The sequence below is a fragment of the Flavobacterium sp. genome (assembly GCF_046293665.1).
Lineage (GTDB): Bacteria > Bacteroidota > Bacteroidia > Flavobacteriales > Flavobacteriaceae > Flavobacterium.
Genome location: NZ_JBKBOL010000006.1, coordinates 127,481 through 141,283 on the forward strand (window position 1 = coordinate 127,481; position 13,803 = coordinate 141,283).

Sequence of the window (13,803 nt, forward strand, 5' to 3'; positions counted from 1 at the left end):
AATTTATGTTGAAAAAATCACTTTTTTTACTACTACTCGTTTTTAGTTTACCTTCTTTTTCACAAACTCCTAAGCTTTCTGAAAATACGCAAATCAGCATTTTTACTTGTGGCCGAGGCGAGCAATTGTATTCCACTTTTGGGCATACCGCTTTGAGAATTAAGGATGATGACAATCGATTAGACATCGTTTTTAATTATGGTGCTTTTGATTTCCGAACTGAAAATTTCTACTTGAAATTTGTCAAAGGAGATTTACAATATTTTATGAATGTGACTTCGGTTGAAGATTTTATTTTAGAATACCAAATTGATGAAAGAGAAGTCATTGAGCAAACCATCAACTTGACTTTAGCCCAAAAACAACAGCTTTTCGACGAATTAAGCGCTTCCCTTTACACTTCCGAAAGATATTATACTTATAAATTTATTGACCGAAATTGCACTACCATGGTCAACGAAAAGATCAATGGTTTATTGGGTCAAGCCCAAATTCAAAAAGTCGATGACAAGACCATCAGTTATAGAACTTTACTTTATCCCTATTTTGAGAATTACTTTTGGTACAAACTTGGAATTAATATTGTTTTTGGAGCCAAAACTGATGCCAAAGCAGAGAAGTTATTCCTTCCGGTAGAATTGATGAACAGCCTTGATAAAGCCATAGTAGATGGAAAACCATTGGTTATGAACAAGAAAACTTTGTTAACAGGAAGCACAATTGAATCAAAATTTTCTTTCTTCAACAGCATTTATGTGATTATTGCTTTCATAGTTTTGCTTATAGTAATCAATAAGCGCTGGTTGTTTATAAGCTATCTTTTTGTTTGCGGAATACTAGGAATCATCCTTTGTTCAATTGGGTTGTATTCCCAACATCAGGAATTGTTGTGGAATTATAATGCACTATTGTTTAGTCCGTTATTTTTGACATTGCCTTTCTTGAAAGAATTGAAATTAAAAAGAATTTGTAATCTTTCCATAGCGCTATTATTTGTTTATAGCATTTTCATGGTAAACAAACCGCATTTACCTATAATGTTACCCTTTATATTGGCGGCTTTTTACATGTTATTGAAAATCGACGGAAGAAATCCATTTAAATTATTGACCTCGGTAAAACAAAACCGTACTTAAGGTTTTAAACAGGATACTGAAATCCAGGAACAGACTTCGGTGTTTGATGTAATACAAGTCGTATTGCAGTTTGATCAAACTATCGTCAATGGTAGCGCCGTAAGAATAATTAACTTGTGCCCAACCCGTTAGTCCGGGTTTTATCACATGACGTGTTTCATAAAACGGCATGACTTCGGCAATTTCACTAACAAAAACAGGTCTTTCCGGTCTTGGACCAATAACAGCCATATCGCCTTTTAGAATATTAAAAAATTGAGGGAATTCATCTATCCTTGATTTTCGCATGATTTTTCCAAATGGAGTCACTCTTGAATCATTGGTTATAGCAAATACAGCTCCTTCAGATTCGGCATTTTTAATCATCGTTCTGAACTTTACAATATTAAAAACACGACCGTTCTTTCCAACTCTTTCTTGTGTATAAAATAATTTTCCTTTGTTGCCTATAAGATTGCCAACAAATACCAAAGGAATTAATAATGCTCCTATGGCTAATCCGATGATGGAAATCACTATTTCTAAAAATCGCACAATGCTTAAATACAAATGATTTTGGTTGCTTCGGCTGAAAGGGAAATACCTGTAAAAATCACGCGAAACATATTGCACCGGAATTCTTTGTGTAATGGCTTCATATACTTGAGTATATTCTCTAATAATATAACCGTTTTCGAGTAAGTGAATCAATTGATTGTAAAGTTTCACGGTAATCCCGTCGGTTTTTTGAGAAGCAATAACAACTTCCGACACAGAATTCTTCTTTACAAACGACTCTAAATCATTGATGTCAATATTTTTAATCTTAGTTGTAAAATCACTTTTTAAATTGCCACTGTCTGAATTTACAAAACCCAGAACACGATAATGAGGATCGGCCTTTTCCAAACCATCCACCAATTCTTTTAACTGTTCTTGATCACAAATGAGAATTACTTTTTTTTGAAATCGATTGGAGGCAAAAAAACGCACATAAATCATTCGCCAAGTAAACAAAGCTAGGAAGATAGCAATGAAAAAGAAAAAAATCTGGATTCGATTACTAGGTAAAACCGGGGTGTAAATTGGTGTCAGCAAATACAATAATACCGTTGTCGAGGAAGTCAATATAATACTTTTGATAACCTGAAACTGGTTACTCGCAACTTGTAAATTATACATTTCAAAAACAGAACCAATAAAATTCAAGTAAATCCCTAAAACAATAGTCCAATAAAAATTGGTTGCAGAAATATTAAAATAATCGAATTGAAAAACTATTCCTACCAAGTATAATGAAAGCAGTACAGAAATGACATCGAATAGTCTTAAAAGAATTTTTCTTTCTGAAACTTCAAAGTGTATGTCCTTGTATTTGTTCATGTTAAGGGTTACATAATATTTTAGAAGTCGCAAGTTAGTAAAATATACTTTTTATTTCAGCAAATCTATCCATTGCTTTTTTACTATTTCCCAATCGAAGTCGGCAACAGTTTCTTTTGCATTTTGGGAAATATTTTCTGCCAAATCACGATCTTCAATCAATCGTCTAATCTGTTGTGCCATTCCTTGCGCATCATTATCGTCAATTAATAAAGCATTGACTTCATGCTTTAACAAAAAGGGAATCCCACCAACCTTAGTAGAAACAACCGGTAAACCGAGTGCCATAGCTTCAATAACACTTACCGGTGTGTTGTCAAAATGAGTGGTATTGATAAAAACATTATAGTCTTTGGACATTTCAATCCATTCTTCTTTTGATAATTTGCCGGTAAAAATTACTTCTATATTATTTTTTTGGGCAAATTCAACTGTTTGATCATAACTGTCATCTTTTTTAGGACCAATCATACAAAGTTGAGCTTCCGGATAGTTTTTTTTCAAATCTATGAAGACCTTAACAGCCATTATAGGATTGTAAATATTAGCAAATGAACGGACCCATAGTAGTTTTGGAATCTTAAACTCTTTTGTATTTTGTGGATAAGCCTGAAGTTCAATGGTATTGGGAATGTATTTTAAATTATGGTAACCATTTTTTTTAAAAGCCTCATAAAGATAAAACGATGGCGCAATATTGATATAGGCATTGTTAAAAATCAAGTTGGAAAAATATTTGCTTTTTTCAATCCTATTGGGCAAATCGCCACCATGGAGTTTTGGGATATACTTTACGTTTAAAATTCTACAGAGTTGTGAAATAACAAGCGCATACCAAAAATTAACTGTACTGTAAGTATCGATCATTACATAATCAACTTTCTTGGCACACTTTAAGGTCATGTAAATCATTTCGAACATTCTTAACAGTTTATTTCTTTTCGATGAAGCGTAATAAACCGAAAAACCTTCCCCTTGCAAAAAAGAACCAAGTGTTTCTATTGAAGTGGCTGTATACCCATGATCAGATAATTTATTTCCTATGTACAGTAGGTTTTTCATTAAAATGTACTTTTAATAGTGATAATGAATAGACAAAAGCAGGTGCGGCAATTCGCATAGCTGCATGATTGATCGTCAGCAACCAAAAACATAAAAAACAAAATAAATAAAGATGCTGTTTGTTGTCAAGGTATAAAATAACCGGCGTCAAAAAAACAATCATTAAAGCAATAATCCCAAGCATGCCGTGTTCTGCCATTGACCTTGAAATTTCGTTGTGTGAAGCGATTACATCACCTCCGGTTTGTTCTTTTCGAATCTCAAGTCCTTTGGCAACACCAACCCCAAACACCGGATGGTCGATAAAAGTTTTAAGTTCACTGTCCCAAATTTCCTCTCTACCTGTAAACTGGCTTTCTTTTTTCTTACCGGTTGCATCTTGATTGGCATATCTTTTATCGATTAAACCACCTGTTTGCGTTGAAGTATAAACCCAAGTTAAAGCAAATCCAAACAAAAAAAGGATTAAAAAAATGTTCAGTTTTGTTTTTCCATAACCACTTGTATTGATGTATAAAAAGAAAATTAGAATCAATATCATCACAACCCCGGTAATCATTCCTCCACGAGAAAATGTTACTAATCCACGGTAACTGATATTAAAAAGGATAACTAAATTTACTATCAAAATCAGTTTTGATTTTGACTCTAAAATTAACCTCGAGAAGAAAACAAACATCCCTAAACCAAGAATCGTAGCCACTTGATTCGGACCAAATCCTCCTGAAGTAGCCATGTTAGAACCTGTGTTAATCAAAACTGTTTTCAGATCCGGAGTGTACGTTATCAAATAGGTCGTCGTGGCTACTATAGGCAATCCGATGGCTAATAAAATATTGTTAACTTGTTCAAATGAAATCCTTCTGTTATAGGTATAAATTGAGGCAACTCCTAAACAAGCCGGTCCCGAAATATTAAAAGCGATAGAAGTTCGAAGATCAGATTCTAAGTTGAGTGTCTCAGTAGCCACAATAATTCCCGGTATGAGCAATAACAAATAAATCCAAAATGGCATACTGTTTTTGGAAAAGCCTTTGTAATACATTCCTAATAAAAGAAAAATCATTACCCCATACTTTGAAAACTCATAAAGGATGTTGCCTCCGGTCATTCGCAAAAAAACTTCGCTTCCTACCAAATAACCAGCGACCAATAAAACCTCATTGTTAGCATTTTTCTTTTTGATGACATAAATCAAACCCAAGATTAAAATGGAAATCCCGTATATTTTTGAAACAAAAGGATAGAAATAGATTAACAAGCCAATTAAGGCGTGTAATAAAATTAATTGTATGTAATTCCTATCTTTCATTTGGCTACAAAGCTTTTATCCAATTCAAGTACTTATCAATAATACTATCTTCAGAATGATTTTCAAGAATGGTTTGATGTAGTGCTTCACCTAATCTTTGCCTCAACTTTTCGTCCTTAATTAATTGAGACAAACATTCCTCAAATTGATCAACTTCTTGAACACCTACTAAAAAACCATTTATACCATGCTGAATAATCATTGGTATTTCGCCAACACTAGTTGACACAACAGGCTTACTATACAAACCATATTCAATTAAAGCCACCGGCAAACCTTCTGACTTTGAAGTTAAAATAGCAATATCTACCTGGTTAATAATTGGAACTATATCATTTTTAGAACCGTATACGAAAACGGTTTGTGTCAATTCCATACTGACTATCAATTCCTTAATTTGTTTTGAATAGTCATCTCCAAAATCTTTTCCAATCAAATGAAATGTCCAATCCGGATTGCTTTTTTTCAATCTTTCCGCTACTTTCAAAAGTAAAAAATGATTTTTTTGATCTCTTAAATTGGCCAAACACAATATGCGTTTACCGGTAATTCCTTTCAAATGGGTTTCGACATTAACTACAGAAACCTCATTGGTAAAGTTAGGAAAATAAACCACTTTTTTACAATTCAGTTCCTTTTCTGCCCAGTTTTTCAGCTTGTAATTCACAACGATAATTCCTTTAAAAAAGAAAGAGGCTATTTTGAGTACCAATGATTTTTGGGCACTGATAAATTCACTCAAACCATTATGATCGTGCCAAATAATATTGATTTTAGGATAAATCATTTTCACCATCAAAGCGATAAAATAGGAACTGCTGTGCGGTTGCAAATAAGTAACTTGATGTGCTTTACAATATTTTTTTAATCGAATGGCTGCTGCAAAATCAACGGTTTTAGTCTTTTTCAAAAAAAGATAGGAAACTGAATTGCTTAACTGACTCTTCAAATTCCCTTCAGCTCTGGTAGCAACCAAACCGGAAAAAGCAACCTTTTTAGAAAGTGCATTGGCATAATTCACCGCCATTTTCTCGGCGCCTCCTATTTCCAAAGAATCAATTATTTGAACTATTCTCATGATTGCAAAAGCTTTTTGATTTCGGATTCAAAGACATCCAAAGTATACTGTCTGGACCATTCTAACGCTTGATGAGCCTTAAGAACATACTCACTGTTGTCTGCTAAAATCGACCTTATTTTGGCTACATCTTTCTGTAACTCCAAGTCTAAAAGTAGACCTCTGTTGCCGTTATCCAACATATTTGGCACACAAGAAACTTTGGAAGCTATAGGTAAACAACCCCAAAACATTCCTTCCGCAATCACTTTAGGCCATCCCTCGCTCACAGAAGGCAAAACCACAAAATGAGATTCACAAAAGGCTTTTCTTATGGTTTCCTGATGCTGGTTGCCTTTTAAGAATATTACAGATTCTAAATGTTGGTTTTTAATATATTCTTCTAATCTTTTTCTTTCTAAACCTTCCCCATAGAGTGTCAATTGAACCTCAAATCCATCTTTAAAAAGCTGTTCAATCAATTGAATAGCATACAAAGGTTGCTTTCCGCTAGACAATGTTCCCACAAAAACAAAAGAAATTTTACCGTTTAATGTTCTGGGTTTACTATCAACTTTGTCCTTTTCAAAATAACTGGCCGTGAAAAATGGCTTGATATTTTTAGTGCTACGCTCCCATTCACCATAAACCAAAACTTGCATGTTTTGGGTCAACAAAGTATTACTCAGAATCCATTTTTGCAACCTATAACTCAAAGGTTGTTTGGCATTCAAATCCCAATTTCCGGCGTATTTGGCCGTTTTATATTTGCTTGGAAAAAGCATTTGAACTATACAGCCAAGTAATCCCATATTTCCGGGGCAACGCAAGTGAATGTGATCGGCTTGTTGCATGGCTTTATAAATTTGGGAGACAACTTTTGGCAGCGTCAATAAAGTCGTAAAAGTTGATTTTAATGTTAGAAAATGAAATGAAGAGACTTTCCTAAAATCGATATCTTGATGATCATATGAAGCCTCAATGGCTGTTTTTTGGGATAGATGTAAAGGGGCAACTAAGATTATTTTATCGGCATATTTTGACCAAATGTTCATCTCTCTCACATAGGGCGAATAGGCAAAATATTCTCCACTTTGTTTGCCGTGCGCCACATGTGTGATGATACAAAAGGTCATTTTTAAGATTCTATTTTAGGTTGATTGAAAAACAAACTAAACCAGCCTATTACTCTACCTAAAAATTCGGTAAAAGATTCTTGACGTTTATTTGTGGTAAAGATATTGCTAAATCTAATGAATATCAACAACAAGACTATGGCATTCCATTTTACTTTTGCTGTAATCGAAGGGTTGGGGAATTTTACACGCCATACATACCAGCCATTTCTAACAACCATTTTGCCATAATGGTATTTATTAGGGCGACCCGACTCATCGTGATAATGAGCTAAACGGGCATTGGTATTGACAAATAATTTTCCGGTTTTGGAAAGTCTAAGGGTAAAATCGGCATCTTCATACAAACCGTAACCTTCAAAATAAGTTGAAAATTTAAACGATTCAAAAACTGATTTTCTAAACGAAGAAACGCCACCCATCAATTGCTCTACTTGATATATCTTTCCCGAAGGCGGCAAAAAACCAATACTTCTACCATTCGAAAACTCGGGTAAAAAACCCGGTTGGGTATCCGCATCTAATCCTAGTTTTTTTCGCATCACAAATCGACTTCCGTCTTTTCTTTTCCAGCCATCATAAAAAAACTCGTTTATTGAGGGTTTATAATCTGTTGTCGTTTTTTGCCATTCAACTTCGTTGGTAATATAACCGCCAACGCCCAAAGCTTCCGGGTAAATTGTATAAGTTTTTAGCAATTCTTCAAAATAATTGGGTTCTAAAATCGTATCATCATCTAAAAAGCAAATAATCCCTGAATTATCAGCTGTTTTAGAAATACCAAAATTTCGTTGCTTAGTCAAACCTCTGTCTTTTGGGGTTACCAAAAAATAATGGAGATTTGGAAAGGAATTTTGTTCTAAAACCAGTTCAGTTTCTCTATTGGTGGACCCATCGATTATCAAAATTTCATTAGGATAAACGGACTGTTGCTTCACTGATTCGAGTAGTTTCAGCAAAGGATTGGGTCGCATATAGGTACAAATAATCAGCGTAAAATTCATCCTACTTCGTTCTTTTCCCTATGGCCATTAAATTTTTGGCATAAAAAATTGATTTATTGAATTGTAAATGTCTGAAAGGCAATTTGATTAATCGCAGTGGCAATCCTAATTTTGACCCTTTAAACAAATAAGTGAAAAAATATTTATGACGATATTCATTGACTAAATCTTTTCCAAAATGTTTATAAAAATAATACATTATAGTTGGACTAGGGACCGGTCTAATCCATTTAACCAGATGGTTCAATTCCCATGGTTGTGTTTTTCGTTTCTTACCAAGTATTTTGGCTTGGTTTCCCCAAAAACGGTAACCACCAACCGGTGGCTTCAAATGCAAGTTAGTGGCATACGGATTTTGCAAAACCACCACTCCGATGCTAACTAAAGAAAGACCGAAATCATTGTCTTCACCATAACCACCGTCAAAATTAACATCGTTGCCAATCAATTGGTTGACAAATTCTCTTTTCACACAATTATTGGCATTATTAAAATGTGGCGCAGCTCCGCCCAAATATCTTTTATTTCCTAAACGGTCTAACTTCATTTTTAAATCAGTTAGATTTTGTTGTTGATGATCTGCTCTAACATCAAGACCATTACAAGCATTGGCGTTATAAGTTTGTAGAAAACGAATATGGTTTTCAATATAATCTTCAGGAATTCTAATATCATCATCCCCAAAAACAATATACTCTCCGGTACAAAGTTCAATTGCTTCATTTCTTGCACGACAACTTCCTTTGGTTTGTTGCCATTTTACAACCAATTCAAAAGGATAATTTGAAGGATTGTATAAAGCTTCTTCCCTTTGGTCACTTGGAGTAGCATCAACCACTACTACTTGGGAAGGTTGGTAGGTTTGGTTTTTTAAATCTTCCAATAAATGGAGAGTGAAATCTTGACGCATCATCGTTGGAATAATATAACTCACTGATGGATTTCCTTGTAAAGGCTCAAGCGTTCTTGGCTTTACAAGAACTGATTTGTTCCTTTTCTCAAACTTTTTAAGGGCATATAAAAAAGCATTCCATTCAACAATATTCCAAATTCCTTTGCGGTACAACATATAAAAAGCATGTGCTTTTTTGAAATTCTTGACAAAAAAAGTATAGCGATCTTTGACAGATATGGTTATTTTTTCCTTTGTGTCAACAGTAAACAATCCTTTACAATAAAGCGGAACGGCACCATGCAATCGCAATGCGTTAAATCCAAAATCAAAAGCCTGCAAAAATGGGTTGCTGTACTCAAAATCAAATCCGTTTAAGGTTTCCCAAACGGTTTTTCTAACAGCAAAATGATTCGGATTTATCCTCCAACTAATGCTTTGATTAAGACCATCAAAATCTTTAATATACCAAAAAAAAGTAGCGGTTTGATAGGCCAAATCCATAAACGCATTTTTATAACCTTGTTCAAAAGAACTGTGCCAAACATCTCCAAATCCATCTGCTAATTCCTCAAGCATATTGAAATTTGGTGAACCAATATAAAGAATTACTTCTCCTTTTTGGGTAATATATTCCTTAAGTTCTAACATAAAACGGTCTTATAAAAATCAATACTTTGCTTTGCCACTACTTCAATGCTGAACTGCTGGACTACTTTTGCTCTGGCATTACTGCCAAATTGCTTTCTTAAACTTTCATTTTCTAACAATGTTATTATTCTTTGCGCAAATGGGCTGTGGTCTTTGGGATGTACTAAAAACCCATTGACATTATCATCAATTAGCTCAGTTGCCCAGCCAATATTAGAAGCCACTATTGCTTTTTGCATCGCCATAGCTTCAATCCACGAAACCGGCAAAGCTTCTGCGAATGTAGGGAAAACACAAACCGTTGAAGCATTAATATGCGCTTTAATTTGATCATAAGTCACACTGCCTAAATAGCTGACATTTTGAAAAGCTTGCTCGTCAAATAATTTTTGCATCATTTGCCAAGTCGAAGTGTTTCCGGTAATAACATCCGAAGCATCGTGACCGATAAGAATTAATTTTGCGTTGCTATTATGCTTGTAAACTTCATTAAAAATCAGCGGCAATTCGAGCAATCCTTTCTTTCGAATTAAGGTGCCAAAGTATAAAATGGTATTATGCTGTGACTCATTTTGAGTGTCATCAATGGAGAATTTTTGAAGGTCAATACAATTCGGAATTACTGTAAAATCGTTTTTTAAGTCGAATATTTGCTTCGTAATGGTTGCAGTAAACTGACTCACGGATAGCCAAGCATTAGCTCTTTTAAGGGCTAATTTTTCTCTTAACTTGTTCAGAAACTTTACCGGACGTTGGTCAAGATGACAAAAATAAGTGTCAGATCCGTGAAGTTTAATAACCAAAGGACATTTCAAACGCATGGTAGAGCTAAAGCCAATCCAATCAGGAATTTCAACCAAATCGATTTCGCCTTTATCTACCAATTCATTAATTTTTCTTTGGATCTTTTTTTGGGTTAAAATCCTGGAAAGTCCTTTTATTTTGATGTTTTTTATTTTATGAAAAGTAATGCCGTCGTCATTAAAAGATTCGTCTTTGTCTTGACCATGTAAAATAATAACCACTTCATGTCCTTGTTCTACAATGCCCTTGCTCAGATTCATAATGCTGGTGCCAATCCCGGCAGCAAAACGAGCTTTGGGATGCGGATATTCTGAAGTGAGAAAGGCTATTTTCATTATCTTATTTTTTAATCCAAATACAAGATAGGTTACGGCCGTTGATTTGATTTTCGGCTATGCATTGGGCTTCTTTTTCTTGGTAACTTTCGGTTAAATCGCTTTTCAAAAATCCGTAAAAACCATAAGAACGCATTTTGATTAACTCAAAATTTTGCAATTCCTTTTTCAAAAACTGCAACGAAATTCCTTTGTTCATCGAGTCCGATTTGGTTTCTACATGAATATCGGTTACACTCCAAATTTCATCAGCTGTCATTCTTCTTTTAATGGTTTTTTCAGCCAATAATTGGTCGTTGATTAAATCGATATAATCTTTTCGATTTAACAATCGTTTGATTGATTTGAGCCATGGTTTCGGAACAAAATCGCTTATTTTTTTATTTTTGGGTAAAGCCTCGAGTTGCTTTTCGTATTCATTTTTGCGCTGCAAATATTCCGCCGAATTGATATAATCGCCGTTTGGATCTTGGAGATGAATTAGGATTCCACCAGAATTTAGCGCAGTATCAACTTGATTCAAAAAAGCTTCTAAATCGGGAATATGATGTAAAACCGAACTGATAATGATGATGTCAAACTTCTCATTAATGTCAGCCAAATAAGCATTGACCGTTTTGAATTTTTTACCCCAATTTTTCGCCTTTAGCTCCGCTTGTTTCAACATGTTAGGCGAAGTATCGAGTAATGTAACCTGGTTGATGTGTTGACCAAGTTTTGAATTGAGTAAAATTTGAGTACTCAAACCCGTTCCGCAACCAATGTCGAGTAAACTAAGTTCGTTATTTTCTATATTTTCATGAGTAAATAAATCGGCAACCAATAAATTAATTTGTTCTTGCAAACTTCCCCACATATCAGTATGCATGGCGTCGTAATGACTGGCTTCAAAATCATGAAATACTATATTGATTCGCTCCTGAAACTTTTCGGGCGTTAAAGTACTGCCGGTTTTCTGCAACAATGGCAATAATGATTGGTATGACATGAGAGAATATTTTTTAAATAAATTAATTGGCTTTATTTTGAATATAAAATTCAGATAAATCTTTATTGATAACGATGGAAGCTGCCGGCAAAACCGTTTTATGAGCAAGAATAGAATCAGTTACTACTGAATTGGCACCAATAGTAACTTTATCACCAATAGTTATGTTGCCAAAAATTCCGGCATTTGGCCCAATAAAAACTTCGTTACCAATGGTTGGCACGCCCATTTTTTTTCCATAATTACTAACACCGATGGTAATGCCTTGCGAAATATTACAATTGTCACCAATAATACTATCGCCATGAATTACGATTCCTCCGAAGTGGCCAATATAAAACCCTTTTCCGATTTGCGTTCTATAAGAAATATCAAAACCATATTTTACCCTTAATCGTCTGTACCAAAGGAAATAAAAATAGAACAATAACCTGTTTCTTCTGCGATAATGTTGCACCAAACGGAAAATGGTCATGAATTTCAAACCCGGAATAGGTCTCAAGATAAAAACATTCAATAACACGCTCAAGGATATCTTTGGAAATCCGTAACGATTGTAATCAGATAAGAGTATTTCTTTTCCCATTTACTTGATGATTTCTTCAATGGCGGTCCAAATTCGCTCTGAGGCTAATTCCGGTGGATGTTGGTTGATTTTTTCGAACCATTTTTTGGCGTTGACAATTATCTCTTTTCCTTCATTGGTAATGACTTTTTCAATACAAGACTCTATTTCATTCGGATGGTTAATCCAAAAGACTGAATCTTTACTTGGCATCGACCTGAAGTGTATAAATTTATAAATATTACTCACCGACCAATTTGGAAAATGACTATTAGGTACATTATAATTTATGTAGGCACAAGGCTTGTCAAAAGAAACATAATCAAAAACCATTGATGAACCCAAATTGATTACAAATTCCGTGTGATAAATAGTATTCATTTGCAATATCAAATCTTCCTTTGTAGGCAAAATATCATTCCAAGCTTCGCCTTTTTTCTCCCATTTTGGTAAAATACTGGTAATTACATCACTATATTTTGACATAATAGCCTCAAATCTGTTGGAAAAATCTACAGGACATCTTCTAAAAACAATACCCAAATGATGCCCTTTTTCATTGAGCTTAATTATGGCTTCAGCAGTATCTGCCAAATATTGCGGATCATTGGGCGATGTAGTGATATCGTCTCCGGAAAAACAAATGTATTTTTTGTTTAAATCCAAATTGTATTCTTTAAAAAAATCTTCTCGAGAAACTAACATTTCCTTTTTGGTATGGGTTTCAAATTGTGGCGTACCGGTAACCCTAATTTGGAATTCTTTGATGTGAGCATAATAAAATAACAATTCTGCTTTCATATGATCGCTCCAAACAAAATAAAAATCGGTTTCTACAATTTTAGTAGCTTTGGGTAAATTATCCCATGAAAAAATAAAAGTGGCTGTTGGAATTCCCAAATCTTGAGCTGCTAATATTGGCGCAACGGCCAACATAGTTCTTTGATTGGTACAAAATATAAAATCGGGTTTTTCTTTTTGTAACGTTTCTAGACTATCAAAATAAAGCTTCGTTTTACGCTCATTTTCTACAATTCTTTTGCGAACTCTTTCCAATCCCTTGTTTGAATTGTTCCAAAAAACCAATCCTTTTTTGTAACTGCTTTTCAAAGCCGACTTCAAGTTAGCATACGAAAATGGGAATCGATAATAATCATAAACAGTATCCTTAGATCTTTTAATGTTCAAATTCAACTCAATCTGAATTTGAGCATTTTTCAGCAAATCGGTCATTGGATGCGACTTTGCATTTTTAATCTTTATTTCATTAATTCCCAATGTAGTTAAATCAAAAGGTGTATTGTTCCAAAATATGACATCAAACCCTTTGTGTATACCTATTTTGTGAAAATTTGTAAATGAAAAATTTCTCAAACCAACGCCATCCGGAAGAAGTATAAATATTTTTTTGTTTTGCATTCCTAGTTTCTATTGAAGTCTCAAATATCTCTATTTTAGACTTAATATAAAAGGAAATAAGAGGTTAATTAAACCAACTT

General features: G+C 34.1%; 12 protein-coding genes. 1 reads left to right on the forward strand and 11 read right to left on the reverse strand.

The window, feature by feature from the left end:
• The first annotated feature begins 5 nt into the window (after nucleotides 1-5).
• Complete coding sequence (locus tag ACK4R1_RS10250) at nucleotides 6-1,136, forward strand: DUF4105 domain-containing protein (protein ID WP_409686497.1); 1,131 nt, start codon at nucleotides 6-8, stop codon at nucleotides 1,134-1,136.
• Here the strand turns inward: ACK4R1_RS10250 and ACK4R1_RS10255 are convergent.
• Genes ACK4R1_RS10255 through ACK4R1_RS10305 form a run of 11 tightly spaced genes read right to left on the reverse strand, consistent with a single transcriptional unit; the run spans nucleotide 1,104 to nucleotide 13,723 of the window.
• Nucleotides 1,104-2,498 (reverse strand): exopolysaccharide biosynthesis polyprenyl glycosylphosphotransferase, encoded by a 1,395-nt coding sequence (locus ACK4R1_RS10255; RefSeq protein WP_409686499.1) that lies wholly within the window; start codon nucleotides 2,496-2,498, stop codon nucleotides 1,104-1,106. The two genes, ACK4R1_RS10250 and ACK4R1_RS10255, sit on opposite strands and share 33 nt — an antisense overlap.
• Nucleotides 2,499-2,549: 51 nt before the next feature.
• The gene (locus ACK4R1_RS10260) at nucleotides 2,550-3,560 is read right to left on the reverse strand and encodes a glycosyltransferase family 4 protein (RefSeq protein WP_409686501.1); all 1,011 of its coding nucleotides are present in this window, start codon (nucleotides 3,558-3,560) and stop codon (nucleotides 2,550-2,552) included.
• Nucleotides 3,532-4,872 carry an O-antigen ligase family protein gene (locus ACK4R1_RS10265; RefSeq protein ID WP_409686503.1) on the reverse strand — a complete coding sequence of 447 codons (1,341 nt, stop codon included), beginning with the start codon at nucleotides 4,870-4,872 and terminating at the stop codon, nucleotides 3,532-3,534. The genes ACK4R1_RS10260 and ACK4R1_RS10265 overlap by 29 nt, the downstream gene beginning before the upstream one ends.
• 4 nt (nucleotides 4,873-4,876) lie before the next feature.
• Nucleotides 4,877-5,950, reverse strand: a complete 1,074-nt coding sequence (locus tag ACK4R1_RS10270; RefSeq protein WP_409686505.1) for a glycosyltransferase — start codon at nucleotides 5,948-5,950, stop codon at nucleotides 4,877-4,879.
• Nucleotides 5,947-7,065, reverse strand: a complete 1,119-nt coding sequence (locus tag ACK4R1_RS10275) for a glycosyltransferase (protein WP_409686507.1) — start codon at nucleotides 7,063-7,065, stop codon at nucleotides 5,947-5,949. Before ACK4R1_RS10275 ends, ACK4R1_RS10270 begins: the two co-directional genes overlap by 4 nt.
• Before the next feature lie 2 nt (nucleotides 7,066-7,067).
• A complete protein-coding gene (locus ACK4R1_RS10280; RefSeq protein WP_409686509.1) occupies nucleotides 7,068-8,069 on the reverse strand; it encodes a glycosyltransferase family 2 protein in 1,002 nt (333 codons plus the stop codon).
• A 1-nt stretch (nucleotide 8,070) separates the two neighbouring features.
• Nucleotides 8,071-9,612, reverse strand: a complete 1,542-nt coding sequence (locus ACK4R1_RS10285; protein ID WP_409686511.1) for a glycosyltransferase family 2 protein — start codon at nucleotides 9,610-9,612, stop codon at nucleotides 8,071-8,073.
• Nucleotides 9,606-10,751, reverse strand: coding sequence for a glycosyltransferase family 4 protein (locus tag ACK4R1_RS10290; RefSeq protein WP_409686513.1), 1,146 nt, complete (start codon nucleotides 10,749-10,751; stop codon nucleotides 9,606-9,608). Before ACK4R1_RS10290 ends, ACK4R1_RS10285 begins: the two co-directional genes overlap by 7 nt.
• Before the next feature lie 4 nt (nucleotides 10,752-10,755).
• Nucleotides 10,756-11,739, reverse strand: coding sequence for a class I SAM-dependent DNA methyltransferase (locus tag ACK4R1_RS10295; protein WP_409686514.1), 984 nt, complete (start codon nucleotides 11,737-11,739; stop codon nucleotides 10,756-10,758).
• Between the two features lie 22 nt (nucleotides 11,740-11,761).
• On the reverse strand, nucleotides 11,762-12,325 hold the full coding sequence (locus ACK4R1_RS10300) for a serine O-acetyltransferase (RefSeq protein WP_409686516.1): 564 nt from the start codon (nucleotides 12,323-12,325) through the stop codon (nucleotides 11,762-11,764).
• A complete protein-coding gene (locus tag ACK4R1_RS10305; RefSeq protein ID WP_409686518.1) occupies nucleotides 12,326-13,723 on the reverse strand; it encodes a UDP-glycosyltransferase in 1,398 nt (465 codons plus the stop codon).
• Nucleotides 13,724-13,803: the final 80 nt, after the last annotated feature.